Genomic DNA, 18,890 nt, shown 5'->3' with positions numbered 1-18,890 from the left:
TCGACCTACGACTCGAGGGCGAGGCCCTCGACGGTCTCGGCGCCGGGGAGGGCGGCGACGAGGTGTCCGGGGACGAGCAGCTTGGAGCGGCGCAGGCCGGAGCCGAGGACGGCGACGTCGATGTCGGCGACGCGGGGGTCGACCAGCACCCGCCAGGCGCGGGGCAGACCGGCGGGGGTGATGCCGCCGTACTCCATGCCGCTCTCCTCGGTCGCGCGCTCCATCGGCAGGAAGGAGCACTTGCGCACGTCGAGGGTCCGCTTGACCAGGTTGTTCACGTCGGCGCGGGTGTCGGCGCGCACGACGCAGGCGGCGACCCGTTCCTCCCCGGCACGCCTGCCGGAGACGACCACGCAGTTCGCGCCGGTGCTCATCGGCAGGTCGTAGGCCGCGGAGAGCGCGGCGGTGTCCGCGAGGTCCGGGTCGATGGCCACGACCGCGACCTCGTCGATGTGCGCCCAGTCGCGCAGGGCGGCGGCCACCGGGGCCGCCAGCAGGTCGAGGTGGTCGCGCACGGGCAGCGCCTGCAGCGCGCCGAGGGTCGGGAGAGCCATGTGGCCATCCTGCCGCCCAGCCCTCACCGGTCGTTCACCCGGAGGTCACCGGGGGGTCCCGGTCGTCACGCACGCTGGGAGCCGTGACCCTGCAGCAGCACCCCACGCTCCGGCACCCGCCCTCCCTCGCGGTGACCCCCGCCGTCGTGGCCCACCGCGGCGCCAGCGGCTACCTGCCCGAGCACACCCTGGCCGCCTACCGCGCAGCCATCGACCTCGGCGCCGACGACATCGAGCTCGACCTGGTCAGCACCCTCGACGGCGTGCTCCTCGCGCGCCACGAGCAGGAGCTCTCCCTCACCACCGACGTCGCCGAGCACCCCGAGCTTGCCGACCGTCGCACCACCAAGGTCGTCAACGGCCGCGAGGCCACGGGCTGGTTCGCCGACGACCTCACCCTCGACGAGGTACGCCGCCTCAGCGCCCGCGAGCGGCTGCCCGAACTGCGGCCCGGCTCGGCCGCCCACGACGGCCTGCACCCGGTGCCGACCTTCGACGAGGTGCTCACCATGCTCGCCGAGGAGTCGGCCGCCCGCGGGCGCAGCATCGGCGTCCTGGTCGAGCTCAAGGACGCCGCCTGGTCGGCGGCCCGCGGCCTGTCGCTCGAGCAGCCGCTCGTCGACGACCTGCGCCGCCACGGCCTCGACCACGCGCGCTCCCGCGTCAGCGTGATGTCCCTGGAGTCGGCGGTGCTGCGCAGCCTCGCGCCGGTGCTGCGGGTCCCGCTGATCCAGCTCCTCGACGCCCCGGTGGGCCCGGCCGGCCTCGCCGAGATCGAGCGGTACGCCGACGGCATCGGGGCCCGGCACAACCTGGTCGTCCGCGACGTCGCCGGGACGATGGTGGCCAGCCCGCTGGTGCGCGACGCCCACCGCGAGTGGCTCACGGTGCACGTGTGGACGCTGCGCGCGGAGGCGGCCTACCTGCCGGCGCCGTACCGCGGCCAGGAGGCGCACGGCGACCTCGCCGGCTACGCCTCGCTGCTGCTGGACCTCGGGGTGGACGGCCTGATCACCGACCATCCTGACCTGGTGCTGGCTGCGCGGGACCGCGACGTCGCGCCGCGCCGAGGGTCGTAGCCAGCAGCCCGGCCGCTCCGGCGACCAGCCACGGGACCGGCAGCAGCCAGCTCAGCGCGTCGCCGTCGGCCACGTCGGCGCTCAGCAGCACCCAGACGGTGACCAGGCCCAGGAACGCCAGCCCCATCACCAGCTGCCCGACGTTGACCGGGTGGCGTCCCTGCGCCCAGAAGCCCTGCTCCGTCGTCGGCTCGGTCTCGTGCTCGCTCATCGGGTCCTCATCTCGATCTGGCCGACGCCGATCTCGGCGTCGATCCTCAGCAGTGGTGCGTCGGCGTCCCGGTCGGGACTGGTGCTGGTCAGCGTGGTGTCGATGCCGCCGGCCTCGTTGCCGAAGAGGTCGATGTGGCCCGGACCGCTGACGGCCGCCTCGCCGCGGACCTCGAGACCGGCGGGCACGATCACCTCGATCCGCCCCAGGTCGACGTCGAGGGTCAGGGTGCGTCCGTCGAGCTCCTCCAGGTCGCTCACCTCGCTGAGGTCGATGACCATCTCGCCGGCGTTGAGCCGGTAGGCGTCGGCCAGGCCGGCGGCCGTGGCAGGCACCCGGAGCAGGTCCTCGCCGTCGGAGTGGTCGGCCGCCGAGGCCACGCCCAGGACCGGCAGGAGCAGCAGCCCGACGAGGATCAGTCCGCCGGCGCGACCGAAGAACGCGCCGATGACCAGCATCAGGCCCACGACCGCCAGCGCCGTCGCGGGGTACGTCGCCGCCGGGACCGAGGCACCCGCCAGGTCGACGGTGCCCAGCACCCCCACGGCCAGGGCGATCAGCGCCAGGGTGAAGCCCAGGAGCAGCGGTCCGCGGCGTCGCGGTGCGCGCGGGGCCGGGAGAGGTGCGGTCGGGCCGGCTGCGGCCGGCGGGCCCCCACCGGTGGCCGCCGCGCTGCGGCGGTCCCTCCGGGTCACGAACCACGCGACCAGCAGCCCCACGACCAGCAGCGGCCACAGGAACCACCAGTCGTCCCCGCCCGAGCCGCCGAGCACGTCGCTGAGCAGCGCCAGGACGGCCAGCCCGCCGACCAGCAGCAGCACGACCGTGCGGCTGCGGTCGTCGAGCCGCACCGGTGCCGCGCCGGCGTCGTCCTCGGGGACGAACAGCCAGCAGGCGGCGTACACGATCAGACCGGCGCCGCCGAAGAAGATCAGCACCACCAGGAGCACCCGGACGATCACGGGGTCGATGTCGAGGTGGCGGCCCAGGCCGCCGGCGACGCCGGCGATCTTGCGGTCGGTGGTCGAGCGGCGCAGCCGCGCCAGGTCGCGGACCTCGGCGCCACTGACGCGCGGGCCCTCGCTGTCCTCGGGTGCCTCGGGGGGTGTGGTGGTCATGGGTCGAGCCTGGCGGCAGGAGGGGTCCGGCGCCATCGGGGAACACCCTGGTCCTGGGGGTGCGGATCCCGGGGGTCTCCCTCATGGTCGGGTGCTCGAGGCGGTGCGACGATGGTCGGGACATGACCCAGACCCCGCAGCTCCGCGACCCGGTGCACCCCGCGCCGCGCCAGGCCTTCCGTGACACCCAGGACCTCGTGGTCGGTGGGGTGGCCGCCGGTCTGGCGCGCCACCTGGGCGCCCCGGTGCTCTGGGTGCGGGTCGGGTTCCTGGTCGCCGCGGCGGCCGGAGGGCTCGGGGTGGCGCTGTACGCCGGGCTGTGGCTGGTGCTGCCGGCCGACACCCGCTTCGAGCGCGAGGCCCCGGGCCTGGAGGGTGCCCGCCGCGGCGGTCGTCGACCCGGTCGCCGCCGCCGTCGGCTCGGCGACGTCGGCCCAGCGGTCGCGCTCGCCGCGCTCGGCCTCGGGGTGCTGCTGAGCCTCGAGGCCGTCCTCGGCAGGGGCGCGTTCCTGTGGCCGGTGGTCATCGGCCTGGTCGGCGTCGCGCTGCTGTGGCGCCAGGCGGACGAGGCGCAGCGCGAGCGCTGGCTCGACACCACGGGCTCGATCGCCCCGCTCCGGGTCGTCCTGGGCTCCGGGGGCTGGGCGTCGTACGCCCGCGTGGTCCTGGGCCTCCTGCTGGTCGCGCTGGCGGTCGTGCTCGTGGCTCTGCTCGGCGGGGCTGGCACCGTGGCGCGCGACCTGTTCCTGGCGGCCCTGCTCGGGGTGGTGGGGATCGCGGTCGTGGTCGGCCCGTGGGTCTACCGCCTGGCCTTCGACCTGACCGCGGAGCGCGAGGAGCGGGTGCGCAGCCAGGAGCGCGCCGACGTCGCGGCCCACCTGCACGACTCGGTCCTGCAGACCCTGGCGCTCATCCAGCGCTCCGCCGACGACGCCGCAGCGGTGGCCCGGCTGGCCCGGGCCCAGGAGCGCGAGCTGCGCACCTGGCTGTTCGAGGGCGACGGGGACACGGCCGGCACCGTCAGCGGGGCGCTGAGGGCCGCGGCCGCTGCGGTCGAGGACACCCACGACGTGCACGTCGACGTGGTCACGGTCGGGGACGCGGTCCTCGACGACACGCTGCGACCGGTCGTCGCGGCGGCGGGGGAGGCCCTGGGCAACGCAGCGCGCCATGCCGGCGTCGACCGGGTCGACGTCTACGCCGAGGTCGACGAGCGCTCCGTCGAGGTCTTCGTGCGCGACCGGGGCGGTGGTTTCGACCTCGCCGCGGTGCCGCTGGACCGGCACGGGGTGCGGCACAGCATCATCGACCGGATGCAGCGCCACGGCGGTACCGCCGAGGTCCGCACCACGCCGGGCGCCGGCACCGAGGTGCGCCTGCACCTGCCCCGCACCCCCCAGGAGGACCCATGAGCACCCCCGTCGGACTCGTCCGGGTCGTGGTCGTCGACGACCACGCCATGTTCCGCACCGGCGTGCGCGCCGAGCTGGCCGCGGTGGGCCAGGGCCGGGTCGAGGTGGTCGGCGAGGCCGCCGACGCCGACGAGGCGGTGGCCGTGGTCGCCGAGCACGCCCCCGACGTGGTGCTGCTCGACGTGCACCTGCCCGGCGGCGGTGGGGTGGAGGTGATGCGGCGCGACCGCGCCGGCGCCACCCGCTACCTCGCCCTCTCGGTGAGCGACGCCGCCGAGGACGTGATCGGCACCATCCGCGGCGGTGCGCGCGGCTACGTCACCAAGACGATCACCGGCCCCGAGCTCGTGGACGCGGTGTGCCGCGTGGCCGAGGGCGACGCCGTCTTCTCGCCGCGCCTCGCCGGCTTCGTCCTGGACGCCTTCGCCGGCACCATCGAGGTCGCCGCGGTCGACGAGGACCTCGACCGGCTCACCGAGCGCGAGCGCGAGGTGATGCGCCTGATCGCCCGCGGCTACTCCTACCGCGAGGTGGCCGGCGAGCTCTTCATCTCCGTCAAGACGGTGGAGACCCACATGTCCAGCGTGCTGCGCAAGCTGCAGCTCTCGTCACGTCACGAGCTGACCCGATGGGCCTCGGACCGCCGTCTGCTCTGAGCGCCTCGCGCCCTAGGATCACGGCCGTGGACACCCTTCGACTGATCCTGCTGTTCGTGCACATCCTCGGCTTCGCCGCCCTGTTCGGCGGGCTGCTCACCCAGGCCGGGCCCGGCCCCAAGCGCGTGAACTCGTTGATGCGCGACGGCGCCGGCACCGCCTTCGTCGCCGGCCTGGCCCTGGTGGGCGTCCTCGAGGCCGGCGACACCTCGCCCGACCACGCCAAGGTCGCCGTGAAGCTCGTCGTCGGCCTGGTCATCCTCGGCCTCGTCATGGCCAACGTGAAGAAGGAGCAGATCTCGCAGGCCGTGTGGGGAAGCATCCTGGGGCTCACGGTGGTCAACATCGCCGTCGCGGTCTTCTGGTCCTCCGCGCACGTGTGAGCGGTGGGGCCCGCTTGACGTAACACCTCTGGTTCCGGTTCGGTCGTAGGTCTCTTCAGACGCCGAACCCCCGAGGAGTCCCATGCCCCACCTCTACATCGATGGCACCTGGCGCGACGCCGCCGACGGTGCCACCCGAGACATCCACTGCCCGGCCGACGGGCACCACGTCGTCACGGTCTCCGAGGGCGGTGAGCAGGACGCGGTCGCTGCGGTCGTCGCCGCCCGCAGCGCCTTCGACAACGGCCCCTGGCCGCACACCCCGGCGCCGGAGCGGGCGGCGCTGCTGCACCGGCTCGCCGACCGCCTCGAGGCCGACAAGGACGAGGTGGCGCGGCTGGAGTCGCTCGACACCGGCAAGCGGTTCGTCGAGTCGCAGATCGACGTCGACGACATCGTGTCGGTGTTCCGGCACTTCGCCTCGCTGGCCCAGGGCGAGGCCGGCCGCGTGGTCGACGCCGGCATGCCCGGCGTGGTCAGCCGGGTCGTGCACGAGCCGATCGGCGTGTGCACGCTCATCACGCCGTGGAACTACCCGCTGCTGCAGACCTCCTGGAAGGTCGCACCCTGCCTGGCCGCGGGCAACACCTTCATCCTCAAGCCCAGCGAGCTGACCCCCTCGACGGCGATCTGGCTGATGGGCGCGCTGAGCGACGCCGGTCTCCCGGACGGCGTGGCCAACCTGGTGCTCGGCGCCGGCGACCGCGTCGGACCGACGCTCACCGAGGCCCCCGAGGTCGACCTCGTCTCCTTCACCGGTGGTGTCGTCACCGGCCGGCGGGTGATGGTCGCCGCGGCACCGACCGTCAAGAAGGTCGCGCTCGAGCTCGGCGGCAAGAACCCCAACGTGATCTTCGCCGACGCCGACCTCGACGCCGCGATCGACAACGCGCTCACGGCCGTCTTCCTGGACTCGGGCCAGGTCTGCTCCGCCGGCGCCCGCCTGGTCGTCGAGGACACCGTCCACGACCAGGTCGTCGACGAGCTGGTGCGCCGGGCCGGCCGGATCCGTCTGGGCGGTCCTTTCGACGACGACGCCGAGACCGGCCCGCTGATCAGCGCCGCGCACCGCGACAAGGTGGAGGCCTACGTCGCGGCCGGGATCGCGGAGGGCGCCACGCTGCGCGTCGGCGGCGGCCGGCCCGAGGGGGCGGGGTACGCCGCTGGGCTGGCGGAGGGGTTCTACTACCTGCCCACGATCCTCGACGACTGCTCGGCCGACATGTCGTGCGTGCAGGAGGAGAGCTTCGGCCCCGTCCTGACCGTGGAGCGCTTCACCGGTGAGGACGCCGACGCCCGTGAGGAGGCGGCGGTCTCGATCGCCAACGACACCGTCTACGGCCTGGCCGGGGCGGTGTGGACCAGCGACGCCGGTCGCGCCGAGCGGGTCGCCTCGCGGCTGCGCCACGGCACGATCTGGATCAACGACTACCACCCGTACGTCGCCCAGGCGGAGTGGGGCGGCTACAAGCAGAGCGGCACCGGGCGCGAGCTCGGGATCGCCGGTCTCGAGGAGTACCGCGAGACCAAGCACATCTGGCACAACACCCGGCCCGCGCGCGCGGGTTGGTTCTCGGACGAGCGAGAGGACACCCAGGCGTGAGCACCAAGCGCTACGACTACGTCATCGTCGGGGGCGGCTCGGCCGGCTCCGCGCTGGCCAACCGGCTCTCCGCGGATCCCTCGACCAGCGTGCTGGTCCTCGAGGCCGGTCGCAACGACACCAAGCTGGACCCGTTCATCCACATGCCGGCGGCGCTGCCGTACCCGATCGGCAACCGGCTCTACGACTGGAAGTACGAGTCGGAGCCCGAGCCGCACATGGGCGGGCGGCGGGTCTACCACGCGCGTGGCAAGGTGCTGGGCGGCTCGTCCTCGATCAACGGGATGATCTTCCAGCGCGGCAACCCCTCCGACTACGAGCGCTGGGCCGCCGACACCGGCATGGAGCAGTGGGACTACGCGCACTGCCTGCCCTACTTCAAGCGGATGGAGACCACCACCGCGGGCGCCGACGCCTGGCGCGGCGGCTCGGGGCCGCTGGTGCTCGAGCGCGGCCCGGCCACTTCTCCGCTCTTCGGAGCGTTCTTCGAGGCGGTCCAGCAGGCCGGGCACCCGCTGACTGACGACGTCAACGGCTACCGGCAGGAGGGCTTCGCGAAGTTCGACCGCAACGTGCACCGCGGCCGCCGGCTCAGCGCCAGCCAGGCCTACCTGCACCCCGTGATGAAGCGCAAGAACCTCGACGTGCAGACCCTGGCGATGGTCACCGGGCTGCGGATGCAGGGCACGCGCGTCACCGGCGTCGACTACGTGCGCGGGGGTCGCTTGAAGCGCAGCGTCGATGCCGGCGAGGTGGTCCTCTGCGGCGGCGCGATCAACTCCCCGCAGCTGCTCCAGCTCTCGGGGATCGGGCCCGCCGAGCACCTGCGCGGCCTGGGCATCGACGTCGTGGCCGACCTGCCGGGCGTCGGGGAGAACATGCAGGACCACCTCGAGGTCTACATCCAGCACGCCGCCAAGCAGCCGGTCTCGATCGCGCCGTGGCTCAAGCACCGCCACAAGCCGCGCATCGGCGCCGAGTGGCTCTTCGGCCGGCGCGGCGTCGGCGCCTCCAACCACTTCGAGGCAGGCGGTTTCATCCGCAGCAACGACGAGGTCGCCTACCCCAACCTGATGTTCCACTTCCTGCCGATCGCGATCCGGTACGACGGCTCGAAGCCGGCCGCCGAGCACGGCTACCAGGTCCACATCGGGCCGATGTACTCCGACGTGCGGGGCTCGCTGAGGATCAAGAGCCGCGACCCGCTCGAGCACCCGGCGCTGCAGTTCAACTACCTCTCGACCGAGCGCGACCGCCAGGAGTGGATCGAGATGGTCCGCGCCGCTCGAGACATCCTCGAGCAGCCGGCGTTCTCGGCCTTCTCGGCCGGGGAGATCTCGCCGGGGCCGGGGGTCAGCACCGACCAGGAGATCCTGGACTGGGTGGCCGAGGACGCCGAGACCGCGCTGCACCCCTCGTGCACCGCCAAGATGGGCACCGACGACATGTCGGTGGTGGACCCGAGCACCATGCGGGTGCACGGCATCGACGGCCTGCGCGTCGTCGACGCCTCGGTGATGCCCTACGTCACCAACGGCAACATCTACGCGCCGGTGATGATGCTGGCCGAGAAGGCCGCGGACCTGATCGCGGGCAACGAGCCGCTCGCCCCGCTCGAGGTGCCGTGGTACCGCCACGGCGCCGGGATGCCGCTCTACCCGGAGGGCGACCCGCGCAACGACGCGGCGCCCGGCACCGTCCGGGGCAGCAACCAGCCCGCCGGGACCATGGGGGCCAGCGATGAGCACCGACACCACGGGCAGCACCGGGCGGGTCGTCCCCGACCCGGCGGACGTCCCCGCGAGCCGCATCAACCTGCCGGTCTTCGTCCCCTCGGCGGTGATCGCCCTGGCGATGACGCTGTGGTGCGTCGTCGCGCCGGACCACGCCTTCAGCACCATGGAGAGCTGGGTCGGCTGGGTGTCGACCTGGTTCGGCTGGTTCTACATCGCCCTGACGACGATGGTCCTGCTGTTCGTGATCTACCTCGGGTTCTCGCGCTACGGCTCGGTCCGGCTCGGCCCCGAGCACAGCAAGCCCGAGTTCTCCACGGGCGCCTGGGCGGCGATGCTCTTCGCGGCCGGCATCGGCACCGACCTGATGTTCTTCGCCGTCTACGAGCCGGTCACGCAGTACCTCGCCCCGCCCTCCACCCAGGCCGAGACCGTCACGGCGGCCCGGGAGGCGACCGTGTGGACGCTGTTCCACTACGGCATCTCCGGGTGGGGCATGTACGCACTGATGGGCATGGCGCTGGCCTACTTCGCCTACCGGATGAACCTCCCGCTCGCGGTGCGCTCGGCGCTCTTCCCGTTGATCGGCAAGAAGGTCGACGGACCGATCGGGCACGCCGTCGACACCGCGGCGGTGATCGGCACCATCTTCGGCGTGGCCACCTCGCTGGGGATCGGCGTCGTCAGCCTCAACGTCGGGCTCAACGTGGTCTTCGGGATCCCGCAGGGCCTCGCGACCCAGAGCGCCCTGATCGTGCTGGCGGTCGCGATCGCCACCTTCTCGGCCGTCAGCGGCATCGAGAAGGGCATCAAGCGGATCTCCCAGCTCAACGTGCTGCTCGCGATCCTGCTCGCGGTCTACGTGCTCGTCACCGGCCGCACGGCGTACCTGCTCAACGCGCTGGTGCTCAACGTCGGCGACTACGCCCGGCTGTTCCCGGACATGACGATGCAGACCTTCGCCTACGAGGACACCGGCGACTGGATGAGCTTCTGGACCCTGTTCTTCTGGGCCTGGTGGATCGCCTGGGCCGCCTTCGTGGGGCTCTTCCTGGCCCGCATCTCGCGGGGGCGCACCATCAAGCAGTTCGTCGCCGGCACCATGATCATCCCGTTCAGCTACATCCTGATGTGGGTGTCGATCTTCGGCAACGCCGCGATCGGTGAGATCCGCACCGGCAACGCCGACTTCGCCGAGGCGGCCGCCGAGGCGATCGACCCCTCCGAGGGCCTGTGGGCGCTCCTGCAGGAGTACCCCGCGTTCCCGGTCGTCGCGTCGTTGGCGATCCTGGTCGGGCTCCTGTTCTACGTCACGTCCGCTGACTCCGGCGCGTTGGTCATGGGCAACCTGACCTCGCGGCTGCGCTCCGTCAACGACGACTCGTCGGCCGGCCTGCGGATCTTCTGGGCCGTCACCACCGGTGCGCTGACCCTGGCGATCCTCGCCGCGGGCAGCATCTACGCGCTGCAGTACGCCACCGTCATCGTCGGGCTGCCCTTCGCCTTCGTGATGCTCGCCGTGATGTGGGGGCTCTACAAGGCGCTCTCGCTCGAGGGACACATGGCCGACAGCCGCAGGAGCGCGCTCCCGGGCGCGCTGTCGGGACGCAGCTCGGCCGCCGACCCGCGGCGCCACGTGCCGTGGCAGTCGCGGATGCGACGGGTGATGACGTTCCCCACCCGCGCCCGGGTCGAGGAGTTCGTCGCCACGGTCGTCGTGCCGGCGCTGGAGGAGGTCTCCGTCGAGCTGCGGGAGCAGGGGGTGGCGGCCGAGGTGGCCTCCCTCGTCGACGAGACGGGGGAGCCGGCCGTCGAGCTGGTCGCCGACGTCGGAGCCGCCCTGGCGTTCCACTACAAGGTGCAGCGGCGCACCGCGCCCATCCCGGCGTACGGCGGCTGGGCGCCGCGCGGCAACGACGTCTACTGCCGCCTCGAGGTGCACCTGCGCGACGGCGGTCAGGAGTACGACGTGATGGGCTACAGCCACACCCAGCTCATCGACGACGTGCTCGACCAGTACGAGCGGCACCTGGAGTTCCTGCGCCGCGCGGACGACGCCGGGCTCTGAGGACCGCCCGGGCGGGGTGGGGGTGCTCGCACGTAGGCTGAGGCCAGCATGAGCGAGCCCACCACCCTGCCCGGATTCGAGCACCTGCGACCCGCCTCCGAGGAGTCAGCCACCCGTCGTGGCGGCCCCTCGCGCGAAGCGCTGCTGGAGGGCCTCAACGACCCCCAGCGCGCCGCCGTGGTCCACGAGGGCGCGCCGCTGCTGGTCGTGGCGGGGGCGGGATCGGGCAAGACGCGGGTGCTGACCCGGCGGATCGCCTGGCTGATCTCCGAGCGCGGGGCGCACCCCGGCTCGGTGCTGGCCATCACCTTCACCAACAAGGCCGCGGCCGAGATGAAGGAGCGCGTCGAGGACCTCGTCGGGCGCCGCGCGCGGATCATGTGGGTCTCCACCTTCCACTCCGCCTGCGTGCGCATCCTGCGCAAGGAGGCCGACAAGCTGGGCTGGAAGTCGAACTTCTCGATCTACGACGCCGCCGACCAGAAGCGGCTGATGACGCTGGTCTGCAACGACCTCGACCTCGATCCCAAGCGCTACCAGCCCGGCGCGATGCTGCACTGGGTCTCCGACCACAAGAACGAGCTGCGCGACCCCGAGCAGGTCGCGGCCGAGAGCCGCAACAAGCTCGAGGAGACCTACGCCTCGGTCTACTCGCTCTACCAGCGCCGGCTGCGCCAGGCCAACGCGCTCGACTTCGACGACCTGATCATGTCGACGGTCCGGCTCTTCCAGGAGTTCCCGGACGTCCGGGAGACCTACCGGCGCCGCTTCCGCCACGTCCTGGTCGACGAGTACCAGGACACCAACCACGCGCAGTACGCGCTCATCGGCCAGCTCTGCGCCGAGCAGCCCGAGGCTCCGTTGCACGAGGGGGCGAGCGCCGAGCGGATCGCCCCGGCCGAGCTGATGGTCGTCGGCGACGCCGACCAGTCGATCTACGCGTTCCGTGGCGCCAACATCCGCAACATCCTCGACTTCGAGCAGGACTTCCCCGACGCCACCTCGATCCTGCTGGAGCAGAACTACCGCTCCACCCAGACGATCCTGACCGCGGCGAACGCGGTCATCGGCAACAACCGCGGCCGCAAGCCCAAGCGGTTGTGGTCGGACGCGGGGGAGGGGGAGCGGATCGTCGGCTACGTCGCCGACGACGAGCGTGACGAGGCCCGTTTCATCTCCGAGCGCATCGACACCCTCACCGACGCCGGCGTGCGCGCCGGCGACGTGGCGATCTTCTACCGGACGAACGCCCAGTCGCGGGTGCTCGAGGAGGTCTTCGTCCGCACCGGGCAGCCCTACAAGGTCGTGGGCGGGGTCCGCTTCTACGAGCGCCGTGAGGTCCGGGACGCCCTGGCCTACCTGCGGATGCTGGCCAACCCCGACGACCAGGTCTCGCTGCGCCGCATCCTCAACACACCCAAGCGCGGCATCGGCGACCGCGCGGTCGCCTGCGTGAACGCGCTGGCCGAGCGTGACGAGACCACGTTCTGGGAGGCGCTGCTGCGGGCCGAGGAGGCCCCCGGGCTGGCGACCCGCTCGCTGACGAACATCCGGGGCTTCGTGCACATGGTCCAGGAGCTGTCCTCGATGGTGGAGGGCGGCGAGCGGCCCGACGTCGTGCTCGAGTCGGTGCTGGCCCGGTCCGGCTACCTCACCGCGCTGGAGGAGTCCGACGACCCGCAGGACGAGACCCGGCTCGAGAACCTCGCCGAGCTGGTCGCGGTCGCGCGCGAGTTCACGGAGGACCCCCAGCCGGGACCCTCCGTCGACCCCGCCGACGAGCCGGTGCCCCCGGGCCTCGGTGACTTCCTCGAGCGGGTGGCGCTGGTGGCCGACACCGACCAGATCCCCGACGACGACCCCGAGCACACCGGTGTCGTCACGCTGATGACGCTGCACACCGCCAAGGGCCTGGAGTTCCCGGTCGTCTTCCTCACCGGGCTCGAGGACGGCGTCTTCCCGCACTCCCGGGCACTGGGCGACCAGAGCGAGCTCGAGGAGGAGCGCCGGCTCGCGTACGTCGGCATCACCCGCGCCCGCGAGCGCCTGCACCTGTCGCGGGCGCTGGTGCGCTCCGCGTGGGGCGCCCCCTCGCACAACCCGCCGTCCCGCTTCATCGACGAGCTGCCGGTCGACCTCATCGACTGGAAGCGCACCGAGGCCGCACAGACCAGCTGGTCACGGCCCGACGTGAGCGGGTCGTGGGGAGGCCAGCGCGGCAGCACCGGCGCACCCACGTCGGCGGGGCGCCGCAACTTCTCCTCGGCCGCCGCTCGTGCCGACGCTGCGGCGAAGGCCAAGAAGCCGGCCCGCGAGATCCCGGCGCTCGACCCGGGCGACCGGGTCCTGCACGACTCCTTCGGGATGGGCACCGTCGTGTCCGTCGAGGGTGGCGGCGACAAGTCGGTCGCGTCCATCGACTTCGGCTCCGAGGGCGTCAAGCGCCTGCTGCTGCGCTACGCCCCCGTCGAGAAGCTCTGACCCGCGGGAGGGCTGGGTCAGGGAGTGATGCCGCGGGCCGCGAGGGCCGCGTAGGGGTCCACCGGGTCGCCGCCGCCGGGGCGGACCTCGAGGTGCAGGTGCGGGCCCGTGACGTTGCCGGTCGCGCCGACGCTGCCGATGGTCTGGCCGGCGGTGACGTTGTCTCCGACGGAGACCCCGATGGAGGTCTGGTGGGCGTACCAGAGCTCGGTGCCGTCCTCGAGCGTGAGCACGGTCTTGTTGCCGTACGCGCCGTCGTAGCCGGCGGAGGTGATGACGCCGTTGGCGATCGCGTACAGCGGGGTGCCGGAGGGCGCCGCGAAGTCGAGACCGGTGTGGTAGTTGGCCCACAGGCCGTAGTCGCCGTACTCGGCGGTGAGCCGGTAGCCGGACAACGGGAGCTGCCAGAGGTTCTTCTCGAGGACCTTGGCGTGCTTCTCGGCGGCCGCGGCCAGGTTGGAGAGCTCGGCGTTGCGCTGCTCGGCCTGCTGCTCGACCTGGGCGGCGAGCTTGCCGCCGGCGGCGTCCTCGAGGGCGTCGCGGGAGGAGTCGCGGCTCACGACGGCCTTGCGACCCAGGATGACGGTCTCCTGGCCGACCGAGCCGGTCAGGGCGCCGGCCTGCGTGAGCTTGGTGGGCGCGGCAGCGGCGAGCTCGGTGTCGGCGCCGCCGGTGGTGGTCAGCACGCCGCCCACGGACACGGCCAGGGCCGCGACCCCGAGGAGCACCGGCACGGAGGGGATGCGACGCAGGATCGTCGGCTTCGCTGCGGCCTTGACCGCCCGGCGCCGGCCTGCGGGGGCAGGGGAGGGGATCTCGGCCGCGCCCAGCGCGGACAGGGGCAGCGACATGGTCTGGTCGCTGGCGAAGGACGTGGTGTGGTCCACCGGCTCGAGCTCGGCCAGGACCCGCTCGATGGTCCCGGTGTCGAGATCGGCGTCCGCGGTCGTGTCGACGGCAGGTGCGGCCTCCGGAGCGGCGGCGCGGCGACGACCGACGTACGGCGCGGGGGTCGCGGCCGGGACGGGCGCGACCGGCTCGGGGCTCATCGCACGACGGCGTCCGACGTACGGCTGCGCCGTCAACAAGGTCCCGGCGTCGCCGCGACCGGAGTCGTGGCGCTCTGCTCGGTGGTGACCCATGCGTGGGGGCTCCGGGTTCGTCGAGGTCGGGGGACGCAGGCCCGAAAGGTGTTCGGGCGCAACGGTCAGGAACTCTAACGGATCAGCCACAGGCAGGAAAACTGGTCCGTACTGGTGTGGACAACCCACCGGAGGGGCCAGGGTCACGGCCCGGCGCCGGTGCTCCTGCCTGGTCTGGACCGGTCCCGCCTGGTGAGAGGGGGTGCGCGGCGCTCCGGTGACACCCCGTTCGACACCCCTCGATGACACCTCACGGGCATCCCGGTGTTACCCGCGCGTCACATGACCTCCATCACGTCGACGGGGTCACGCCTCGTCCTGTACGGGGAAGCAGGTCTAGTGTGCCGCGGAGACAACCAGGGTGCAGGTGTCCGACTGCACCGGTGAGTGCAATCGATGACTAGAGAACTGGTGGATCAGTGGACCTGATGGAGTTCCAGGCGAAGAAGCTCTTCGCCAAGCACAACGTTCCGGTGACCGAGGGAATCGTCGCCACGACCCCCGAGGAGGCGAAGGCAGCCGCTGAGAAGCTCGGCGTCGTCGTCGTCAAGGCGCAGGTCAAGGCCGGCGGGCGTGGCAAGGCCGGCGGCGTCAAGCTGGCCAAGACCCCCGACGAGGCCTTCGAGCACGCGTCGAACATCCTGGGCATGGAGATCAAGGACCTGACGGTCCACCGGGTCCTCATCGCGCCTGCCGCCAGCATCGAGGAGGAGTACTACTTCTCCTTCCTGCTCGACCGCGCGAACCGCAGCTACCTGTGCATCGCCTCGGTCGAGGGTGGCGTGGAGATCGAGGAGGTCGCCAAGACCAACCCCGACGCCGTCAAGCAGATCGCGATCGACCCGGCGACCGGTGTCGACGAGGCGAAGGCCCGCTCGATCGTGGCCGAGGCCGGCTTCCCCGAGGTGCTCACCGACCAGGCCGTGCAGACGGTCCTGGGTCTGTGGAAGACCTTCGTGGAGGAGGACGCCACCCTCGTCGAGGTCAACCCGCTGGCCCGCCTGGCCGGCGACAAGCTCGAGGCTCTCGACGGCAAGGTCACCCTCGACGAGAACGCCGAGTTCCGTCACGAGGACCACGCCGAGTTCGAGGACAAGGACGCGGCCGACCCGCTCGAGGCGAAGGCCAAGGCCATGGGCCTGAACTACGTCAAGCTCGACGGCGAGGTCGGCATCATCGGCAACGGCGCGGGTCTGGTCATGTCGACCCTCGACGTCGTCGCCTACGCCGGCGAGAAGCACGGCGGCGTCAAGCCCGCCAACTTCCTCGACATCGGTGGCGGCGCGTCCGCCACGGTGATGGCCAACGGCCTCGACGTGATCCTCAACGACCCGCAGGTCAAGAGCGTCTTCGTCAACGTCTTCGGCGGCATCACCTCCTGCGACGCGGTCGCCGACGGCATCGTGGGCGCCCTGGACATCCTCGGTGACGAGGCCTCCAAGCCCCTGGTCGTGCGCCTCGACGGCAACAACGTCGAGGAGGGCCGCCGCATCCTGGAGGAGAAGAACCACCCCCTGGTGACGCTGGTGGAGACCATGGACGGCGCGGCCGACAAGGCCGCCGAGCTGGCGAACGCCTGAGAAGAACGAGGACTCAAGAACTATGTCGATCTACCTCAACAAGGACTCGAAGGTCATCGTCCAGGGCATCACCGGCGGTGAGGGCACCAAGCACACCCGCCTGATGATGAAGTCCGGCACGCAGGTCGTGGGCGGCGTCAACGCCCGCAAGGCCGGCACGACCGTGACCCACCAGGACGCTGACGGCAACGACGTCGAGCTGCCCGTCTTCGCGACCGTCGAGGAGGCGATGGCCCAGACCGGCGCCGACGTCTCCGTCGCGTTCGTCCCGCCCGCCTTCACCAAGGACGCCTGCATCGAGGCCATCGACGCGGGCATCGGCCTGCTCGTGGTCATCACCGAGGGCGTCCCGGTGCAGGACTCCGCCGAGGTCTTCGCCTACCTCGACGGCAAGAAGACCCGGATGATCGGGCCCAACTGCCCCGGCATCATCACGCCCGGCGAGGCGCTGGCCGGCATCACGCCCGCCACCATCGCCGGCAAGGGCCCCGTGGGCCTGGTCTCCAAGTCCGGCACGCTGACCTACCAGATGATGTTCGAGCTGCGTGACTTCGGCTTCTCGACCGCCATCGGCATCGGCGGCGACCCGGTCATCGGGACCACCCACATCGACGCCCTCGAGGCGTTCGAGGCGGACCCCGACACCAAGGCGATCGTGATGATCGGCGAGATCGGCGGCGACGCCGAGGAGCGTGCGGCGGCCTACATCAAGGAGCACGTCACCAAGCCGGTCGTCGGCTACGTGGCCGGCTTCACCGCCCCCGAGGGCAAGACCATGGGCCACGCCGGCGCCATCGTCTCCTCCGGTGCGGGCACCGCGCAGGGCAAGAAGGACGCCCTCGAGGCGGCCGGTGTGAAGGTCGGCAAGACGCCGTCCGAGACCGCTGAGCTGATGCGCGAGATCCTCAAGGCTCTCTGAGCCCCGCAGCACCCAGCACGACCGACAGGGGAGGTTCCCCGGCACCTGGTGCCGGAGAACCTCCCCTGTCACTGTCACTGTCGCTGGCGCTGGCGGCTCAGTCGCCGAACGCGGCCACCATCTGCTCGACCACGGGCGCGTTCTCGGCGGTGAGGTCGGCCACCCCCGGCTCCAGCGTCCGCATCGACCACTCCGCTGCCCAGCTCGTGGCCAGGACGGCAGGGCCGACCCGGGTGAGCTGGTAGACCACGCCCCCGATCCCGCCGTCGCTCTGGTACTGCGCGAAGGTCACCGAGTCCGGGGGCGCCCCGTCGGGCTCCAGCTCGGTCCAGGCGGTGGCTCCGTCCGAGGTGCCTCCGGCCGCCGTGCAGGCTGCCACGGCGTCCTGCACGCCCGCCAGCACCCCGGCGGCGCGCTCCGGCGACGGGTACGTCGCCAGCTCGCGCACCCGCAGGGACTCCGGGCCCGACAGGGCGTAGGCCAGACGGTCGACGGGAGCCGCGGGCCACGTGCTGCTCAGGGTGTCGCACATCGAGGAGAGGTCGACGCCGTCGCCGTCGGCCGACGGTCCGACCGCCTGGCTGTCGCCGTCCGGCGCGAGACCGGCGTCGAGGGCGAAGCCGGCCGGGATGCTCGGGGCGTCCTCGGTCGTCCCTGGCTCCGCCGGGGGCTCCGAGCACGGGTCCGCGGCGAAGACGCACATCGAGGAGACGGCGTACGCCGAGTCCTCGCGCGTCTGCGCGACCGTGAGGTCGACGACGGCCGGGTCGCCGGCGCCGCCGAAGTTGGCGTTGTCGTAGAGCACGGCGTTGCCGACCCGCACCAGCTGGTTCACGTGGGCCTCGCCCGTGGGCTCCCCGGCGGCGTACCACTCGTTGACGAACACGAACGACTCCTCTCCCAGGTCGGAGGGCTGCTCCGCGGCGGCGATCGAGTCGCCCCGCTCCGACGGCTCCTCGCAGGCGCCCAGCTGCTCACGGACGTCGTCGAGGGCCGCTGCGGCGGCCGTGTCGTCGGCGTAGACGGCCAGGGCGCGCTGCTCGGAGGCCTCGACGCCGTCGGTCCAGATCACGTCCTCGGTGTCCAGCGCCCCCTCGGCGGTGAAGCCGGGGCCGCCGCAGGGGCCCACGACCTGCTGGGCGTAGTCGGCGGAGCGCTCCGCCCCGTCCGGCATCCCCGAGGCCAGCGGGAAGTCGTCGGGCACGGTGGTGCGCCACTCGACCGTGCTGGGCGCCGCCGGGTCGATCGGTCGTGAGGAGTCGTCGCCGCCGGCGACGAGTGCGAGCGGGGTCGCGACGAGCACGCCGACGGCCGCGACGATGCCGACGGTGGCGAGGGCCGTGCGGCGCCGGCGCATCCGGTCACCGCGGCGGCGTACTTCGGAGGCAGGCAGCGGGTGCACGGAGACCCCTAGGTCCTTGTAGGTGGCGAACACGTCGTCGTCAGGCATGACTGGTCCCCTCCTGGAGTCCGTCGTCGTCAGCGAGGAGGGTGGCCAGCGCGGCGCGCCCCCGGGAGAGCCGGGCCTTCACGGTGCCCTCGGGCACGCCGAGCTCGCGTGCCACCTCGTGCACCGGCAGGTCGGCGATGTGGTGCAGGACCAGGGTGCGGCGCTGGGCCTCGGGCAGCTGCTCGAGGGCGCGGACCAGGGCCACGTGGGCCTCGCCGGGCGGCGCGGTGGTCACCGGGGCGCCGACCGCACGGTCCACGGGCCGACGTCCCAGCCTCGTCCGGCGCCAGCGGCTCACGGCGAGCCGGTGGGCGGTGGTGCGCACCCACGCCTCGGGATGCTCGGCGCGGTCCAGCTTGCGCCGGTGCGACCACGCCTTCACGAACGCCTCCTGCACGCACTCCTCGGCCTCGTCGCGGTTGCCGATCATGGCGTAGACCTGCGCGACGACGCGGGGGTACGAGGCGGTGTAGAAGTCGTCGAACTCGCGTTCGTCCATCG

15 protein-coding genes and 1 pseudogene are annotated in these 18,890 nt (G+C 72.3%); 10 read left to right on the top strand and 6 right to left on the bottom strand.

From position 1 onward, the window contains the following. Nucleotides 1-5: 5 nt before the first annotated feature. Nucleotides 6-554 carry a YbaK/EbsC family protein gene (locus tag I601_RS01415; RefSeq protein WP_068105476.1) on the bottom strand — a complete coding sequence of 183 codons (549 nt, stop codon included), beginning with the start codon at nt 552-554 and terminating at the stop codon, nt 6-8. A gap of 83 nt (nt 555-637) precedes the next feature. On the opposite strand from I601_RS01415, the gene I601_RS01410 reads away from it, so the two are divergent. Continuing rightward, complete coding sequence (locus tag I601_RS01410) at nt 638-1,633, top strand: glycerophosphodiester phosphodiesterase family protein (RefSeq protein WP_068105473.1); 996 nt, start codon at nt 638-640, stop codon at nt 1,631-1,633. Here the strand turns inward: I601_RS01410 and I601_RS21025 are convergent. Together I601_RS21025 and I601_RS01400 are read right to left on the bottom strand one after the other, a co-directional pair. Beyond that, nucleotides 1,566-1,844: a hypothetical protein gene (locus I601_RS21025; RefSeq protein ID WP_068105470.1), complete on the bottom strand. Its 279-nt coding sequence runs from the start codon at nt 1,842-1,844 to the stop codon at nt 1,566-1,568. The two genes, I601_RS01410 and I601_RS21025, sit on opposite strands and share 68 nt — an antisense overlap. Further along, entirely contained in the window at nt 1,841-2,962 is a 1,122-nt protein-coding gene (locus I601_RS01400; protein ID WP_068105468.1) for a PspC domain-containing protein, read from the bottom strand. Before I601_RS01400 ends, I601_RS21025 begins: the two co-directional genes overlap by 4 nt. A 122-nt stretch (nt 2,963-3,084) precedes the next feature. Between I601_RS01400 and I601_RS01395 the strand changes: the two genes are divergently transcribed. The 7 genes and pseudogenes from I601_RS01395 to pcrA all read left to right on the top strand — a co-directional run bounded on the left by I601_RS01395 (nt 3,085) and on the right by pcrA (nt 13,298). After that, entirely contained in the window at nt 3,085-4,374 is a 1,290-nt protein-coding gene (locus tag I601_RS01395) for an ATP-binding protein (RefSeq protein WP_084527002.1), read from the top strand. After that, entirely contained in the window at nt 4,371-5,030 is a 660-nt protein-coding gene (locus I601_RS01390; protein WP_068105466.1) for a LuxR C-terminal-related transcriptional regulator, read from the top strand. The genes I601_RS01395 and I601_RS01390 overlap by 4 nt, the downstream gene beginning before the upstream one ends. A 26-nt stretch (nt 5,031-5,056) precedes the next feature. Beyond that, nucleotides 5,057-5,413 carry a hypothetical protein gene (locus tag I601_RS01385; RefSeq protein ID WP_068105464.1) on the top strand — a complete coding sequence of 119 codons (357 nt, stop codon included), beginning with the start codon at nt 5,057-5,059 and terminating at the stop codon, nt 5,411-5,413. Nucleotides 5,414-5,495: 82 nt separating this feature from the next. Beyond that, on the top strand, nt 5,496-7,016 hold the full coding sequence (locus I601_RS01380) for an aldehyde dehydrogenase family protein (RefSeq protein ID WP_068105462.1): 1,521 nt from the start codon (nt 5,496-5,498) through the stop codon (nt 7,014-7,016). Continuing rightward, nucleotides 7,013-8,596 (top strand): annotated as a pseudogene (gene betA / locus I601_RS20640) (choline dehydrogenase); the annotation flags it as partial. The gene I601_RS01380 and the pseudogene betA, both read left to right, overlap by 4 nt. Before the next feature lie 160 nt (nt 8,597-8,756). Beyond that, nucleotides 8,757-10,817, top strand: a complete 2,061-nt coding sequence (gene betT, locus I601_RS01370) for a choline BCCT transporter BetT (RefSeq protein ID WP_068105457.1) — start codon at nt 8,757-8,759, stop codon at nt 10,815-10,817. Between the two features lie 48 nt (nt 10,818-10,865). Beyond that, entirely contained in the window at nt 10,866-13,298 is a 2,433-nt protein-coding gene (gene pcrA, locus I601_RS01365) for a DNA helicase PcrA (RefSeq protein ID WP_084527000.1), read from the top strand. 17 nt (nt 13,299-13,315) lie between these two features. Here pcrA and I601_RS01360 read toward each other — a convergent pair whose 3' ends face one another. Then, on the bottom strand, nt 13,316-14,440 hold the full coding sequence (locus I601_RS01360) for a M23 family metallopeptidase (protein ID WP_218917731.1): 1,125 nt from the start codon (nt 14,438-14,440) through the stop codon (nt 13,316-13,318). Between the two features lie 419 nt (nt 14,441-14,859). Between I601_RS01360 and sucC the strand changes: the two genes are divergently transcribed. Beyond that, on the top strand, nt 14,860-16,020 hold the full coding sequence (gene sucC, locus I601_RS01355) for an ADP-forming succinate--CoA ligase subunit beta (protein WP_068105450.1): 1,161 nt from the start codon (nt 14,860-14,862) through the stop codon (nt 16,018-16,020). A 22-nt stretch (nt 16,021-16,042) separates the two neighbouring features. Further along, nucleotides 16,043-16,939, top strand: coding sequence for a succinate--CoA ligase subunit alpha (gene sucD, locus I601_RS01350; protein ID WP_068105440.1), 897 nt, complete (start codon nt 16,043-16,045; stop codon nt 16,937-16,939). 97 nt (nt 16,940-17,036) lie between these two features. Here sucD and I601_RS01345 read toward each other — a convergent pair whose 3' ends face one another. Continuing rightward, complete coding sequence (locus I601_RS01345; protein WP_068105437.1) at nt 17,037-18,389, bottom strand: hypothetical protein; 1,353 nt, start codon at nt 18,387-18,389, stop codon at nt 17,037-17,039. Then, nucleotides 18,382-18,888 (bottom strand): RNA polymerase sigma factor, encoded by a 507-nt coding sequence (locus I601_RS01340; RefSeq protein ID WP_068105434.1) that lies wholly within the window; start codon nt 18,886-18,888, stop codon nt 18,382-18,384. The genes I601_RS01345 and I601_RS01340 overlap by 8 nt, the downstream gene beginning before the upstream one ends. Between the last annotated feature and the right edge of the window lie 2 nt (nt 18,889-18,890).

The organism is Nocardioides dokdonensis FR1436 (assembly GCF_001653335.1).
GTDB classification, from domain to species: domain Bacteria; phylum Actinomycetota; class Actinomycetes; order Propionibacteriales; family Nocardioidaceae; genus Nocardioides; species Nocardioides dokdonensis.
Note: the sequence above shows the minus strand (reverse complement) of the source record. Positions and strands in the feature narration are given on the sequence as shown.

What these genes read in the sequence shown, in the direction of transcription:
- I601_RS01360 (WP_218917731.1), bottom strand. Translation starts at nt 14,440, where the DNA reads ATGGGTCACCACCGAGCAGAGCGCCACGACTCCGGTCGCGGCGACGCC.
- I601_RS01345 (WP_068105437.1), bottom strand. Translation starts at nt 18,389, where the DNA reads ATGCCTGACGACGACGTGTTCGCCACCTACAAGGACCTAGGGGTCTCC.
- I601_RS01415 (WP_068105476.1), bottom strand. Translation starts at nt 554, where the DNA reads ATGGCTCTCCCGACCCTCGGCGCGCTGCAGGCGCTGCCCGTGCGCGAC.
- I601_RS21025 (WP_068105470.1), bottom strand. Translation starts at nt 1,844, where the DNA reads ATGAGCGAGCACGAGACCGAGCCGACGACGGAGCAGGGCTTCTGGGCG.
- betT (WP_068105457.1), top strand. Translation starts at nt 8,757, where the DNA reads ATGAGCACCGACACCACGGGCAGCACCGGGCGGGTCGTCCCCGACCCG.
- I601_RS01390 (WP_068105466.1), top strand. Translation starts at nt 4,371, where the DNA reads ATGAGCACCCCCGTCGGACTCGTCCGGGTCGTGGTCGTCGACGACCAC.
- I601_RS01395 (WP_084527002.1), top strand. Translation starts at nt 3,085, where the DNA reads ATGACCCAGACCCCGCAGCTCCGCGACCCGGTGCACCCCGCGCCGCGC.
- I601_RS01380 (WP_068105462.1), top strand. Translation starts at nt 5,496, where the DNA reads ATGCCCCACCTCTACATCGATGGCACCTGGCGCGACGCCGCCGACGGT.
- sucD (WP_068105440.1), top strand. Translation starts at nt 16,043, where the DNA reads ATGTCGATCTACCTCAACAAGGACTCGAAGGTCATCGTCCAGGGCATC.
- pcrA (WP_084527000.1), top strand. Translation starts at nt 10,866, where the DNA reads ATGAGCGAGCCCACCACCCTGCCCGGATTCGAGCACCTGCGACCCGCC.
- I601_RS01340 (WP_068105434.1), bottom strand. Translation starts at nt 18,888, where the DNA reads ATGGACGAACGCGAGTTCGACGACTTCTACACCGCCTCGTACCCCCGC.
- I601_RS01400 (WP_068105468.1), bottom strand. Translation starts at nt 2,962, where the DNA reads ATGACCACCACACCCCCCGAGGCACCCGAGGACAGCGAGGGCCCGCGC.